Source organism: Pseudomonas marincola, assembly GCF_900682675.2.
Lineage (GTDB): Bacteria > Pseudomonadota > Gammaproteobacteria > Pseudomonadales > Pseudomonadaceae > Aquipseudomonas > Aquipseudomonas marincola.
Genome location: NZ_LR215729.2, coordinates 3,932,258 through 3,947,407 on the forward strand (window position 1 = coordinate 3,932,258; position 15,150 = coordinate 3,947,407).

Genomic DNA, 15,150 nt, shown 5'->3' on the forward strand with positions numbered 1-15,150 from the left:
CCGCACACGCACAACAACAATGCTGCACCACGCAGTGCTGCCCGAATAAACCGCTGGAGTTTCCTCTAACCATGTTGTCCTTCATAGCCAGACGTCTGGGACTGCTGATCCCCACCTTTTTCGGCGTGACTCTACTCACCTTTGCCCTCATCAGAATGATCCCCGGAGACCCGGTGGAAGTGATGATGGGCGAGCGTCGCGTAGACCCCGCCATGCACGCCGAAGCCCTGCACCGTCTGGGCTTGGACAAACCGCTGTACGCGCAGTATTTCGACTATATCGGCAACCTCGCCCAAGGCGATCTGGGCGAGTCACTGCGTACCCGCGAAAGTGTCTGGCACGAGTTCACCACGCTGTTTCCGGCCACCCTCGAACTGTCGCTAGCAGCGTTATTATTCGCCGGTACGCTGGGGCTGATTGCCGGGGTTATCGCAGCGCTCAAACGCGGCTCGCTATTCGATCACGGGGTGATGGGCATATCGCTGGCGGGCTACTCCATGCCGATTTTCTGGTGGGGCCTGCTGCTGATCATGTTCTTCTCGGTGTGGCTCGGCTGGACGCCGGTTTCGGGTCGTATCGACCTGCTCTACGACATCGAACCGCGCACCGGTTTCATGCTTATCGACACCTTGCTGTCCGATGAAGAAGGCGCGTTTGTCAGCGCCCTGCGCCACCTGATCCTGCCGGCGGTGGTGCTTGGCACAATCCCGCTGGCGGTAATCGCCCGCATGACCCGCTCGGCCATGCTCGAAGTGCTGCGTGAAGACTACGTGCGCACCGCCCGCGCCAAAGGTTTATCGCCGGCGCGCGTGGTATTCATCCACGGCCTGCGCAACGCACTGATTCCGGTGCTGACCGTGTTCGGCCTGCAAATTGGCGCCCTGCTCGCGGGCGCGGTGCTCACCGAAACCATTTTCTCCTGGCCGGGCATCGGCAAGTGGCTGATCGAGTCAATTGGCGCGCGTGATTACCCAGTGGTCCAGAACGGCATTTTGCTCATCGCCTGCCTGGTCATTCTGGTCAACTTTATCGTGGATATTCTCTACGGTCTGGCCAACCCACGCATTCGCCATCAGCGCTAAGGAGGCCTGAACATGACTCACTCAACGACACCGGAAGCAGTCGATCAGAGCCTGCTTTACCCTTCACCGTTAAAAGAATTCTGGCAGGCATTTGCCCACAACAAGGGCGCTGTTGCCGGCCTGCTATTCATGATTGGCATGATCATATGCGCGCTGTTCGCACCATGGCTTGCGCCTTACAACCCCAGCGAGCAATTCCGTGACTTTCTGCTCACGCCACCATCCTGGCTTGAAGGCGGCCAGATGCAGTTTCTGCTCGGCACTGATGAGCTCGGCCGCGACATGCTCTCAAGGCTGATTCACGGTGCCCGCCTGTCCTTGATGATCGGCCTGGCTTCGGTACTGATGTCGATGCTGCCGGGCATATTGCTCGGCCTTGTCGCCGGGTTCTTCCCGCGCCTGCTAGGCCCCTCAATCATGCGCTTGATGGACGTCATGCTGGCGTTGCCATCCTTGCTTCTGGCGGTGGCAATCGTCGCCATTCTTGGCCCTGGCCTGATCAACACTGTGGTGGCAATCGCGATTGTATCGCTGCCCTCTTACGTACGCCTGACTCGCGCGGCGGTGATGAGCGAATTGAATCGCGACTATGTCACCGCCTCGCGCCTGGCCGGCTCAGGCCTGCTGCGCCTGATGTTCGTCACCGTGCTGCCCAATTGCATGGCGCCGCTTATCGTGCAGGCAACCCTGAGCTTTTCCTCGGCAATTCTCGACGCCGCGGCGCTGGGCTTCCTCGGCCTTGGCGTACAACCGCCAACGCCTGAGTGGGGCACCATGCTGGCCTCGGCACGCGACTATATCGAGCGGGCCTGGTGGGTGGTAACGCTGCCGGGGCTGGCGATTCTGCTTAGTGTGCTGGCGATCAATCTGATGGGCGACGGGCTGCGCGATGCACTCGACCCGAAACTCAAGAACGCAGTCTGAGGAGCCCGACATGAGTTTGCTTAACATCAAGAATCTCAGCGTGCGCTTCGGTGACGCTAACGCAGTGCCGGTAGTCGACGGCCTCGATATCGAGGTCAACGAAGGCGAAGTGCTGGCGATTGTCGGCGAGTCCGGCTCGGGCAAGTCGGTCACCATGATGGCGCTGATGGGCCTGATCGAAGCCCCCGGCATCGTCAAGGCGGATCAGCTGCAGTTCGATGGTCACGACATGCTCAGCCTCAAAGGCAAGCAACGGCGCAAGATTGTCGGCAAGGATTTGTCGATGGTGTTTCAGGACCCCATGACCGCGCTCAACCCCAGCTTCACCGTGGGTTATCAGATAGAGGAAGTGCTGCAGCAGCATCTGGGCCTCAAGGGCAAAGCTGCTCGCGCACGCGCCCTGCAACTACTCGAACGGGTAGAAATACCCGCTGCCGCCAGCCGCCTCGATGCTTATCCGCACCAACTCTCTGGCGGCATGAGCCAACGTGTAGCCATTGCCATGGCGATTGCCGCCGAGCCGAAACTGCTTATCGCCGACGAGCCAACCACCGCACTCGATGTGACGATTCAGGCGCAGATCATGGAGTTGCTGCTCGATTTGCAGCGCGAACAAAATATGGCGTTGGTATTGATTACCCACGACCTTGCCGTAGTCGCCGAAACTGCTCAGCGCGTGTGCGTGATGTACGCCGGGCAAGCGGTGGAACTGGGCCATGTGCCGATGCTGTTCGACAGCCCCAAGCATCCGTATACCGAAGCACTGCTCAAGGCGATTCCGGAGCACTCATTGGGCGCCAAGCGGCTGGCCACATTGCCAGGCATTGTGCCGGGGCGCTTCGACCGTCCGCACGGCTGCCTGTTGTCGCCGCGCTGCCCGTATGCGCAGGCCGATTGCAAAGCCCAACGACCCGATCTGGTTCCTCATGCCCACGGCGCCGTACGCTGCTTTTATCCGCTTAACCTGAATTCGGAGGTGGCGTAATGAGCACCACGCCAACCCAGACTGTACTTACAGCCCGTGACCTCACGCGCCACTATTCGGTGTCCCGTGGCTTGTTCCAGCCGAGCGCCGAAGTGCGCGCACTCAATGGCGTATCGTTTGAACTTGAAGCGGGCAAAACCCTGGCGGTGGTCGGCGAGTCCGGCTGCGGAAAATCCACACTGGCCCGCGCACTCACGTTGATTGAAGAGCCCAGTTCAGGTTCCCTGAAAATCGCCGGGCAAGAGGTCGCCGGTGCAAGCAAGGCACAACGCAAGAGCTTGCGCCGCGACGTGCAGATGATTTTCCAGAACCCCTATGCCTCGCTTAATCCACGGCAGAAGATTGGTGATCAGCTGGCCGAGCCGCTGCTGATCAACACCCAACTGTCGCGCAGCGAGCGCCGCGAAAAAGTCCAGGCGATGATGCAACAAGTAGGCCTGCGTCCCGAGCACTACCAACGTTACCCGCACATGTTCTCCGGCGGTCAGCGCCAACGTATTGCCCTGGCCCGGGCCATGATTTTGCAGCCCAAGGTACTGGTTGCCGATGAGCCCACCTCGGCGCTGGACGTGTCGATTCAGGCGCAGGTGCTGAACCTGTTCATGGATCTGCAAGAGGAGTTCAACACCGGCTATGTGTTCATCTCGCACAATCTTTCCGTGGTGCGCCATGTGGCCGATGATGTGCTGGTCATGTACTTGGGGCGTCCGGCGGAAATGGGCCCGAGCGAGCTGATTTACCAACGCCCGTTGCACCCTTACACCAAAGCCCTGCTCTCGGCGACGCCGGCCATTCACGCTGACCCGAACAAACCGAAAATCAAGATCGTCGGCGAACTGCCCAACCCGCTCAATCCACCCTCGGGCTGCGCATTTCACAAGCGCTGCCCGCATGCGACCGAGTTGTGCGAACAGACGCTGCCCGAGCTGCGTCTGATCGACTCGCGGCAAGTGGCCTGCCACCACGTCGAGGTCATTAACAGCTAAGAGCCGGTGGGCGTTTGGCTCGCTAGCGCCCACTCCAGACCATTCGACGAGGTCTCCGCCCATTGCATAGGCAGTAACCAATCGCTGTGCGACCATGGCGCAACGCAGTGCGCGCAGGATATTAGGATAAATCCTGCCGCAAACCGTTCGCCCATTGCTGCAACCCCAAGATGCTTGCGCGGCCAGGAAGGCCACGCCGGATTCACCTGTATGGCCGGGCTCTCATGTGCGTGCCCGGTCCTGCAATACCGCACGCAGGCCGTCAGGCTGCATAGAACAGGGATTGTTCATGAACGTATCTGCTCGTCCGCAGAAAAACGCCCCAGGTTTGCTCGCCCACGCCACTCGGAGTGCACTGATTTCGCTGGTTCTAGCGGTCAGTAGCGGCCTCAATGCTGCACCTGTCAGCGCTGATACCAAGGTTAGTGCGCTGCAAGCCAGCCAATACCGCACGTGGATTACCCAGATGAAAACCTTGCCACGCGGCCCCTTTGCGCGGCTGCGCTGGTTTTGCGCCGACGGCCGAGTGCTGCCGCCCAAGCCATACGCTTGCGGCAAGCGCGGCGGTGAACAGCATGGTGAGTGGAGCGCTAAAACTAAAAAGATGCGTCAGTCTGGATTCCTGATCGCCAATGTACTCGCCGATGCTGACGCCAAATCCATCGCTGAGCACTATTCGCCAGACGGTGAATTACAAGCCATTCTGATCGAGCAATTCTTACTCAACGTCGATGACGGATGGATTCTGCGCAAAGCACGCTTCTATCGTGGCGCATTCCAGATAGAAAGCGAGGAGCGCGTCGGCAACCAGATTCTGACCCGCCTGACGGCTGCGAACCAACCAATCGCCGAGCGCTACGCCCTGATCTTAGAAGCAGTCAAAAATCTGCCCTCGACCCGTGGCGACCAACAACTGTTAAGCACCGTGCGCAGCAGTGCAGTGGCGATACAAAACCAAGTGCCACGCTTTGGCACGCTGCGCAATAAGATCCACGGCAAACTTGATGCAAGAGATGCACAGCGCGTGCGCGAGTTTGCCCGCGATTACCAAGGGCGCAGCGTGCACAAGCAGATGCTCACCCTCGCGGCCAATATCGACTCAATATTTGCCTTTGAGCGCATCAGCAAAGTGGTGGCTGATTTAGCCCAGAGCCAACCGGCGATCTTTGCCGCGCTTGCGCAGCATTGGTCTGCAGCCAAAACATCAAGTCAGCAGTATCAAGTGCTGGCAAGCGCCAGCAAGAAACTACGCGAGCAAATTGAGCAATCGCCCAAAAACCGTATTGATCGGTTCAACCAAATCGCCCAACTTGAGCAGATCGTCTTTGCCAAAGGTCGCCAATTACTGGCCTCACCCGACACATTAACCCGCATGAGTCGCGCTGACTTGCTCAACCTGCTAGCGGCCAGCCACGACATGCTTTACGGCGTCGGTTTGCTCACGGAGGCTGAGCTGCAACAGGCCGACAGCAGTATCCAACAAGCACAGAAATCAGCGGATAAAGAATTAACCCTGGCCGCCTATCAACGCTTGTTAAAAGACCTTGATCGCGTCCCCGTCTGGGCTGAGCGGCGCTTGCAGTTCTTTTTCCAAGGCCAAGTGCAACGCTTCAGCCAGATCGAACCCAAAGCGCATGACTATATTCCGGATCGCTTACGCGGCTCGCCGCTGCTGATATACACCGCGGTGCTCAATCAACTGAATAAAGACTCGTCACGTCTCAGTGGTATCAGCCATCGCTTCTTTAAAGCGCCAATTAGCCGCGGATTTCGCGTACTCAATCCCGGCGTTGCCCGCGGCCTGTTACTGACACCGCAAATGCTCGCGGCTAAACGCACGCCACCTGAAGGGCTGATTCTGGTTGTGCCCGAAACGTTGCCGGATTTACCCGCTGTCACCGGCTTGCTCACCGCTTTTGAGGGCAACCAACTGTCACATGTGCAATTGCTCGCGCGGAATCTGGGCGTGCCCAATGTGGTCGTCGGCCCGCAATTATTAGCCAAGCTGAAACCGCATTACGGTCAACGTATTGAGTTACTCGCCAGTGCGGGCGGCGTGGTTGAGGTTCGTCAATTGGCAGCCAATGAAGCGATCAACCAGACCAGCGCAGGCCAACAGAAAAGTGCTGTGACCATCACTGTCGATGCCGACAAGCTCGATTTAACACAAACCCTGGCGCGCTCAACTAATGAGTTAGACAGCAACGACTCTGGCGTCAGCGTTGGCCCTAAAGCGGCGAAGGTGGCGCAGTTGAGTAAGCAGTTCCCAGGCCAGGTATCACCTGGCCTGGCCATTCCATTTGGCACCTTCAGAAAACTGCTCGACGACAATCAACATGCCAGTGGCGTGAGCATGTTTGAGTGGATTCGCAGTCAATATAAAACGCTTAACACCTTGCACGGCACCGCCAAAACGCAAGCACGGCGAAAGATGCTCAGCGAGCTGCGCAGTTGGTTTATGACGGTCAAACTTGACCCTGTATTTGTCGCCGACTTGAAACGCAAAATGCGCCGAGAGTTCGGCCCCGATGGCAGCTACGGCGTATTCGTGCGCAGCGACACCAATGTTGAAGACTTACCCGGCTTCACTGGCGCAGGTTTGAATTTAACCGTGACTAATGCGGTTGGCTTCGACGTGATCTTGCACGCGATCCGCGAAGTTTGGGCATCGCCATTCAGTGAGCTCGCATTCGGCTGGCGGCAGGCCCGCATGAACCAGCCGGAGCACGTCTACACTGCGATCCTGCTGCACAAGAGTGTGGCGTCGGATAAATCCGGCGTGCTGGTCACAACAGATGTGTTCAGTCACCAACCTGACAAGCTCACGGTGGTTCTCAACGAGGGCGTATCGGGCGGGGTCGATGGATTGTCCGCGCAAAGCGTGCTGATTGATAAAGCCAGCGCCCATGTCGACCTGCACACCAGTGCCACCGCCCCATACAAAACCGTACTGCTGAAAACCGGTGGGGCCACACAAGTGCCTGCGAGCGGCAAAGCCCAGCAGTTGAGCGCAGGCAATGTTAAGGATTTGATCACTTTCAGCAATAACGTCGGCCAATGGTTCAGCGATGATCCGCACGCCATTGCCGATGTCGAGTTCGGCTTTCTCAATGAGCAATTCGTGCTGTTTCAGATTCGCCCGCTGGTGGAATCAAAGGTTTCAAGCCTAGATGCCCGCCTGACGCGACTGGATCAAGCGCTACACAAAAGCGCCCATAAAACCGTCGACCTGAAACGCCCCACTGAATAATTCGCTCAAGGAATGAGGCCCAACATGAAGTATTTTTTGCGTGGTATTAGCGCCTGCTTACTGACTCTCAGCGCCGACCTCAGTTACGCCTATCCCGTCGATGGCTACCCCGAAACAGGCATCCGCCGTTTGGAATATTACCGCCTGGGTGATGCAGGGTTAATCAAAGGTAAAAAACTCTATGAGGGCGCCAGACTCCTCACTCCAGCAGTGATGCCGCGCCTGCTCGACACTCAGCAAACAACCGTTAAATTGCCCAACGCAGACCGCCAGTTGAGTGCAAAGCTGGGCAAATTAATCCCTTCTCAACCCAGCCGTTACAGCATCAGTCTGCTGGATTTATCCGACCCCGATAAACCGCTGTATGCAGAACATAATCCAGGCTTTCGCGATAACGTCGGCAGCGTAGGAAAGATGTTGGTCGCAGTTGCCCTGTTCGCCAAGCTGCGCGACATCTACCCCGACGACACGGCCAAGCGTCAGGCGATTCTGAAAGACACCCGCGTGGTAGCCGACTCGTTCAGCCTGCGCGACAGTCACACTGTGCGGTTCTGGAATGTCGAAAAACGCACCTTGCGTCGCGCACCACTGCGCCCCGGTGACAGCGGCAATCTTTACGAATACCTCGACTGGATGCTGTCGCCCAGTTCCAACTCAGCCGCGGCTATGGTGCAACGAGAACTGGTATTGATGAGCCACTTCGGCAAGCGCTATCCCGCCCCGAGTAACGAAAGCGCGGCATACCTAAAGAACACCCCCAAGAAACAATTGGGCGAGGTGTTTCTCAACGCCATGAACGCGCCGCTGATTGAGTTGGGCATTGATACCAGCAAACTGCGCCAAGGCAGCTTTTTTACCCGAACCGGTAAGCAACGTATTCCCGGCACCAGCAGTTACGGCACCAGTCGCGAGTTGATGAAACTGCTCTACCTGATGGAAGCCGGGCAACTGGTTGATCAGTTTTCCAGTATCGAACTCAAGCGTTTGATGTATCTCACAGAACGGCGGATTCGTTATGCCTCGCACCCCAATATGTATGGCGATGCGATTTACTTCAAATCTGGCTCGCTCTACAGCTGCGTAAAAGAAGCCGGCTTTAGCTGCGGCAAATACAAAGGCAATAAACGCAACTTGCTCGCCTCACTGGCGATTGTCGAGTCACCCGCCAAGCAGCGTAAGTATCACTATCTGGTGGTTGTGCAATCCAACGTACTGCGCGTGAATTCGGCAGTTGCACACCAAACACTGGCAGCCCGTGTGGCCAAGCTGGTGGCAGCACAGCATCCCGATAAAACCCCGTAGTTGACCACAAGGCAAATCTCCCTAACCGCGATTGACTGCGTGTCACTGGCGGTTTTCATTTGGCAGCTCGGCTATAAACCATGACCCAAACACTCAGCTTATTTGAGCGCACGCTCAACCTCTTCACTCGGGTACGGGCTGGCGAGGGCCGCACTGTCGCCGTTTTCGCGCTGTATGCGGGCCTGATTATTATCTCGTATTACATCTTTAAAACGCTGCGCGAACCCTTGGTTATTGCGTCCGCATCTGCAGACGCCAAAGCCTATTCAACTGCACTGGCGGCTTTGGTGTTGTTGCTGTTTATGCCGGTTTACAGCTCGCTGTTTCGTGCGGTCTCGCGTGAAAAGCTGGTGATGATTCTGGCATTGGCCTTTGCTGCGATGGGACTGGTATTTGCCGCGTGTTACCAAGTTGGCATGAATATCGGCTACGCCTATTACGTCTGGGTATCGATTTATGGCGTGGTGATGGTGGCGCAGTTTTGGGTGTTCGCCAACGGCTCGTTCAATGTCAAAAGCGGCAAGCGTTTGTTTCCGGTCATTCTAATGGGCGCATCTGTGGGTGGCTTGGTGGGCGCACAAATCGCCAGTTGGGTGCTGAGCTATTCGGGGGTGTTCAGCGGCTTGCTGGTGGCATCGCTGGTGATCGCATCAACCGCTGCACTGCCCTACTTTGCCCGTAACAGCGTGCCGGAAGAGTCACGCTGTATCGACTGCCATTTATATCAACCCAAAGCCAGCGGGCTGCTGGGCGGCATCAGCGTGGTGTTTAACTCCAAGCTGCTGCTACTGATTGCCGGCTACGCGTTGATACTGAACATTATCAACAGCAGCGGCGAATATATTTTTGCCCAGGCGTTGCTCGACCATGTCGACAGTCCCGCCGCGTCAGGATAGTTGTCGTGTGAGTTGATTCGATGAGTCTTGGTCGGTGGGCGGAAGTGAGAGCCGTGTGGCGCGTTATTCGATAGAGCATCGGGAGTGGGTGGTGCGGCAGATGATGCCGCCCTTGAACCGGACGGTGCCGGAGCTGGTGGAAGCGACAGGCATTACTGATGCCACCCTGTATGCTTGGCGCAAACAGGCCAGAGCAGCGGGAGCAGTGGTGCCGGGAGATGGACAGCAGGCCGACCAGTGGTCGAGCCAGGACAAGTTTCGGGTGGTGCTGGAAAGCGCCAGCCTCAATGCGGCTGAGCTGGCGGAGTACTGCCGGCGCAAAGGCCTGTATGTCGAGCAGATCAACGCCTGGCGCGAAGCCTGCGAGCAGGCCAACAGCCTGGCTCAGCCGATCAAGACCCGGCGCGAACGCGAAGAGGAAAAGGCCGCGAAGAAGCGCATCAAGCAGCTGGAGCGTGAACTGCGGCGCAAGGATGCGGCGCTGGCAGAAACCGCGGCTCTGCTGGTGTTGCGAAAAAAAGCCGAGGCGCTCTGGGGGAAGGACGAGGACGAATGATCAGCGCCCCGGATCGCCGTGAAACGCTGCAGTTGATCGAGGACGCCGTGGCGGCGGAGCGCGGCGGGCGCAGGCCTGCGCCGAACTGGGCCTGTCGCTGCGCAGCCTGCAGCGCTGGCAGCACTGCCCGGAGGATCGGCGTCCTTCGGCACAGCGAGCTGAGCCGGCCAACAAGCTGACCCCGCAAGAGCGCCGCCGCGTGCTGGAGGTCGCCAACCAGCCCGAGTTTGCCAGCCTGCCGCCGCAGCAGATCGTGGCGCGGCTGGCCGATCAGGGCACCTGGCTGGCCTCGGAGTCGACCTTTTACCGGTTGCTGAAGGACGCCGAACAGCAGCATCCGCGCGGCCGTAGCCGCCCACCGGTGAAACGAGCGCTGACGACCCATGTGGCCGACGGCCCGAACCAGCTGTGGTGCTGGGACATCACCTGGCTGCCGACCACGGTCAAGGGCCGTTACTTCTACTGGTACATGATCAAGGACGTCTACAGCCGGAAGCTGGTGGCCAACGAGGTGCATGAAAGTGAAAGCGCCGAGCAGGCCGCCCAGCTGCTACGCCAGGCCTGCCTACGTGAACAGCGAGCAGGCCAGCCGCTGGTACTGCACTCGGACAACGGCAGCGCGATGAAGGGCTCGACCATGCTGGCGGCCATGCAGAACCTGGGTGTGATGCCCTCGTTCAGCCGCCCGCGGGTGAGCAATGACAACGCCTATGCCGAGGCCTTGTTCCGCACGGCGAAGTACTGCCCGCTGTGGCCGGAGCGGCCCTTCGACACGCTGGAGCAGGCCAGGAACTGGGTGAACAGCTTCGTGGCCTGGTACAACCATGAACATCGCCACAGCGCCCTGAAGTTCGTGACCCCGGCGCAGCGACATACTGGCCAGGCGGAAGAGTTGCTGCGCAAGCGTATCGAGCTGTACGAGGCGGCGCGTGCACGGCACCCGGAGCGCTGGAGCGGCAACATCAGGAACTGGGTGCTGGCACCAATCGTGTGCCTGAACCCGGAGCGGGAAGCGGTACTGCAGCAAACATCAAAGGCAGCGTGACACGCTCACGCGACAACTACCTTGAAAATCGCCGCAGTCTGGGCATTGTAGATTTGCATCAGCGACAAAATTACATCGGTCAGGTGTATGCCCAATTCAGTTTTTGGGTGACAGCAATTGCACTTGCGTTACAGCTATTTGTGGTCAGCCGGATATTCATTCACTTCGACATGCCAGTGGCCATTTTAGTCATGCCTGTGCTGATGACTATTGGCTACTTCCTCGGCGGTTTTTTACCCGTTTTCAGTTTTATTTACCTGCTCAAAGTAACGGATAACAGCCTTGATTACTCTATAACTAACACCGTGCGTCAAACCTTGTTTTTGCCTGTTACCCACGAGGAAAAGTTTGAAGGCAAAACCGCAATTGACACCTTATTTTGGCGCTTGGGTGATTTATTTCAGGCGGGTTTGATCTACGCATCGATCCACTGGCTGGGCTGGGGGATCGCTCAACTGATGATGTTTTGCGCTGTGTTAGGCGTTATCTGGATTGTGTTTAGCCGCCTGATCAGCACTGAGTATCAACGCCGCATTGTTGAACATCCGGGTGAAGCACCGAAGTTGAATGCACCGTTTGATGAAATCCCGGTAATGCCAGGCAGAGAGCTGTTGTTTCGCATCCCCAGCAATACATTCACCGCAGCAGACCCGAGTGACTGCTTACACCTGAGCGCCAAACAGGCAGACGGTTCAGCCCTGCCAAGCTGGCTTAACTTACACGAGAAAGAGGCGCTATTCAGGGGCGTGGCACCGCATGCCTTGAGCCCACTGAGCCTGAAACTGACGGCCAGTGACGACGCGGGGCTCTGCGCACATAACCATTTCGTACTGCAACCCATCGACCCGACTACTCATTACTAAAGGGCTTGAATATGCAGTTTAAAAAACTATTTTTCGCCACCTGCATGCTGCTCACTTTGGGCATTAGCGCCGCACACGCCGCGCCATCGGCTGTAGCTGATGAGGATTTCCCCAAGCAAGCCGACCCACACTTGCAGACATTGCTTGATTCTGTGGTCGACAAACGCGGGATTTCTCAATTGGTGAAGCAAAAGAAAATCTCCATCACGCTGGTTGATATCAGCCAGGTGAAACAACCGAAGATGGCCAATATCAACGGCGACACTACGCTGTACGCGGCGAGCTTGCCTAAGCTGGCGATCATGCTGGCGGTGTTCGAAGAAATCTCACAGGGCAACCTTGAGATAACGCCGTCACTGCGTACCTCGTTGGATGCAATGATTAAACACTCATCCAATGTGGAAGCCTCAAGGCTTTACCACCTTGTGGGCCCTGCCCGCATTGCCGAGATTTTGCAGTCTGAGCGCTATCAGCTTTACGACCAGGACGCCGGTGGCGGACTTTGGGTCGGCAAAGAATATGGCAAAGAGGGTGCGTGGAAACGTGATCCGCTGGAGCACGTCAGCCACGGTGCGAGTGGCCTGCAAGTCGCACGCTTTTACTACATGCTGGAGCGCAGTGAGTTGGCCTCGCCGGAAAACTGCCCGGTGATGAAAGACATACTGGCTGACTCAGCAATCAACCATAAATTCGTTAAAGGCATGAACACCATTCACCCCGATGCGCAGGTGTTTAGAAAGTCAGGGACATGGCGTGATTACCACGCAGACAGCGCGATCATCGAACGCAAGGATGGTCGCCAGTACATCGCCGTTGTACTCGCACAAACCACGCAGGGCGGTAAATTACTCGAACAAATAATTGTCGATCTCGACAATATTATTGATCAGACGCCAGTGGCGGCGGGTTAATCGCCAGGGTCTAGAAACCCTCTAAACGCAAACGGCCCCAGCAGTTTTTGCTGGGGCCGTTTGCGTTACACCGTAGACACTCAGAAGTGGAAGTTGGTGCTCAGCAGCGCGGTACGGCCAGCAGCAACGTGGGCGTAGTGGCTGGCGTAAACCTGATCGTAGTAACGCTCGTCGGTCAGGTTCTGCACGTTGAGTTGCAGGTCCAGCGACTCGCTGACACGGTACTTGGCCATTGCATCGTAGCGCCAGTAGTCAGGCACTTCGATGGTGTTGGCTGTGTTGCCGAAACGCGAATCGACGTAGTTGGCGCCCGCACCCACACTCAGGTCTTGAGTGATGTTGTAGGTGGTCCAGAAGCTGAAGCTGTTTTCTGGAGTGCTCGGGATATCGTTGCCGTCGTATACACCTTCAACGCCGCTGACCGCGCCGCCGTCCACCAACTCGCCATCGAGGTAGGTGTAGCTGGCGAATACCTGCCAGTCACGGGTGATCTGGCCAGTTGCACCCAGCTCGAAACCATCAACCTTGGTTTCACCGATATTGCGTGTGGTGCCATCGACATCGGCGACACGGGCGTTGGTTTTCTCAGTGCGGAAGATGGCCGCATTCAAGCCCAGACGGTTGTCGAAAAGGTCCCACTTGGTGCCGATTTCGTAGTTACGGTTACGCTCTGGTTCAAGCGATTCAACAGCAGCGCTCAGGCTGTCCGCACCTTCACCCGCGGTTTCACCGGCCGGGTTGCTGGAGGTCGACCACGCCACATAGATACTGCCGTTTTCGGTCGGGTTGAACACCAGACCGGTCTGGTAGCTCCAGAAATGGCTCTTGTTTTCGTACTTGAAATCACCCGCCGGCCCAGAGCGACCGCCAGTGCTATAACCGCTGGAGGTGGTCTCGTAGTCGTCGTAGCGCAGGCCGAGGTTCAACGACCACTGCTCGTTGAATTTCAGCGTATCAAACACATAACCCGCCAACGTGTCGGTGTCAGTGTCGGTATAGGCCTGGCTGTCGGTGATGGTGCCAGTCCAGCCCGAATCCGGATTCGGGTTGCTCAACGAGGTGCAGTCGCCATTGGCAATCAACGCCGCATTACAGGTAGAGCCGCTGACCGCTGAAGTCACGACATAAGGACGGTTATGCACGCCCTGACGGCTGATTTCGATACCGGTTACCAGCGTGTGCTCGATGCTGCCGGTGTTGAACAAGGCCTTGAGGTCGGTCTGGTTGATCCAGCTTTCGTTGGTTGAGTTACGGCTCTTGGCCGAACGATATACAAAACCATCATCGACGTTGCCACGGCTGTCGTCCGGGTTACTCACCACGTAGTCGAGGGTGGTGCGCGCCGCGCGGAAGTTGTTGCTCAGCGTCAGGTTGTCGTTCAGGTCATGCTCAAGCTTGATGGTGCCGGCATCACTGGTGCTTTCGCGGTAATCACGCGAGTCGATACCGTAGAAGTTATCTTCATCGGTGTTCACCGGCGTGCGGATCGGGTTGCTCGCGCTCGCCTCAGTCAGCGGAATGCCGTAGTCAGGCATATCGTCTGTTTCGAGGTGATAGTAAGACAGCGTGAGGCGCGTCGGCGTATCAAAACCAAAGGTGATAGTCGGCGCAACGCCCCAGCGGCTGACATCGACACCATCGCGACCGGCGACGTTGGCTTCATGCTTGAGCAGGTTCAAACGCCCGGCGATGTTGTCCGCCAACTTGCGGTTCACATCCAGCGTATAGCGGTGAGTCTGGTCGGAGCCGTAGGTGAAACTGGCATCACCGAAGTCATCCATTTTCGCCGACTTGCTGATCAGGTTAAGGCTACCACCGGTAGAACCTGCACCCGTGTAGGCAGAACCCGGGCCTTTGCTGACTTCGATCTGCTCGACGTTGAAGATCTCGCGGGTCTGCGAGCCAACATCACGCAGGCCATCGATAAAGGTATCGCTCTCGGCGTTGAAGCCACGAATGATCGGGCGGTCACCGGCAGGGTTGCCACCCTCGCCCGCACCGAAGGTGATGCCGGACGTGGTGCGCAATGCATCAGCAAGGCTCAGCGAGCCGGTATCCTTAATCACCTGATCAGAAATGACCGTAACGCTTTTTGGGGTTTCGCGCAGTGGCGCGGTGTATTTAGACGAAGCCGACTCAGCTTTGTATTCGCCTTGTTGTTGGCCAGTAACAGTGTCTGACCCCAGCGATAACACCTCATCGGATGTTTTCTGCTCTTCTGCCTGTGCCCAACCGGCAGACATCGCGGTGGCGGCACCTACCGCCGAAACCAAAAGCCGCGTTTTGAACAGATTACCTTCAACTCCACCACGCATGAATCAACCTCCCCTGTGAATTTCAGCGCCAATCT

General features: G+C 57.4%; 10 protein-coding genes and 1 pseudogene. 10 read left to right on the forward strand and 1 reads right to left on the reverse strand.

Going from position 1 to position 15,150, the window contains the following annotated elements:
* Nucleotides 1-71: 71 nt before the first annotated feature.
* From PMYSY11_RS18170 to PMYSY11_RS18215, 10 genes and pseudogenes are all read left to right on the forward strand, one after another.
* A complete protein-coding gene (locus PMYSY11_RS18170) occupies nucleotides 72-1,082 on the forward strand; it encodes an ABC transporter permease subunit (protein ID WP_069898045.1) in 1,011 nt (336 codons plus the stop codon).
* A 12-nt stretch (nucleotides 1,083-1,094) separates the two neighbouring features.
* Nucleotides 1,095-2,006, forward strand: coding sequence for an ABC transporter permease subunit (locus tag PMYSY11_RS18175; protein ID WP_069898046.1), 912 nt, complete (start codon nucleotides 1,095-1,097; stop codon nucleotides 2,004-2,006).
* A 10-nt stretch (nucleotides 2,007-2,016) separates the two neighbouring features.
* The gene (locus PMYSY11_RS18180) at nucleotides 2,017-2,991 is read left to right on the forward strand and encodes an ABC transporter ATP-binding protein (protein ID WP_069898047.1); all 975 of its coding nucleotides are present in this window, start codon (nucleotides 2,017-2,019) and stop codon (nucleotides 2,989-2,991) included.
* Nucleotides 2,991-3,977, forward strand: coding sequence for a peptide ABC transporter ATP-binding protein (locus PMYSY11_RS18185; protein ID WP_150547638.1), 987 nt, complete (start codon nucleotides 2,991-2,993; stop codon nucleotides 3,975-3,977). Before PMYSY11_RS18180 ends, PMYSY11_RS18185 begins: the two co-directional genes overlap by 1 nt.
* A 289-nt stretch (nucleotides 3,978-4,266) precedes the next feature.
* Nucleotides 4,267-7,227: a PEP/pyruvate-binding domain-containing protein gene (locus PMYSY11_RS18190; protein ID WP_150547639.1), complete on the forward strand. Its 2,961-nt coding sequence runs from the start codon at nucleotides 4,267-4,269 to the stop codon at nucleotides 7,225-7,227.
* 24 nt (nucleotides 7,228-7,251) lie between these two features.
* The gene (locus tag PMYSY11_RS18195; RefSeq protein WP_150547640.1) at nucleotides 7,252-8,529 is read left to right on the forward strand and encodes a serine hydrolase; all 1,278 of its coding nucleotides are present in this window, start codon (nucleotides 7,252-7,254) and stop codon (nucleotides 8,527-8,529) included.
* An 80-nt stretch (nucleotides 8,530-8,609) separates the two neighbouring features.
* Nucleotides 8,610-9,425: a hypothetical protein gene (locus PMYSY11_RS18200; RefSeq protein WP_150547641.1), complete on the forward strand. Its 816-nt coding sequence runs from the start codon at nucleotides 8,610-8,612 to the stop codon at nucleotides 9,423-9,425.
* Nucleotides 9,426-9,480: 55 nt separating this feature from the next.
* Nucleotides 9,481-11,026, forward strand: a pseudogene (locus PMYSY11_RS18205) (IS3 family transposase).
* Nucleotides 11,023-11,889 (forward strand): ATP translocase, encoded by an 867-nt coding sequence (locus PMYSY11_RS18210; RefSeq protein ID WP_150547642.1) that lies wholly within the window; start codon nucleotides 11,023-11,025, stop codon nucleotides 11,887-11,889. The pseudogene PMYSY11_RS18205 and the gene PMYSY11_RS18210 overlap by 4 nt, the downstream one beginning before the upstream one ends.
* Nucleotides 11,890-11,900: 11 nt before the next feature.
* Nucleotides 11,901-12,800 (forward strand): serine hydrolase, encoded by a 900-nt coding sequence (locus PMYSY11_RS18215; RefSeq protein WP_150547643.1) that lies wholly within the window; start codon nucleotides 11,901-11,903, stop codon nucleotides 12,798-12,800.
* A gap of 80 nt (nucleotides 12,801-12,880) precedes the next feature.
* On the opposite strand, the gene PMYSY11_RS18220 is transcribed toward PMYSY11_RS18215, so the two are convergent.
* Entirely contained in the window at nucleotides 12,881-15,115 is a 2,235-nt protein-coding gene (locus PMYSY11_RS18220; protein ID WP_150547644.1) for a TonB-dependent receptor, read from the reverse strand.
* Between the last annotated feature and the right edge of the window lie 35 nt (nucleotides 15,116-15,150).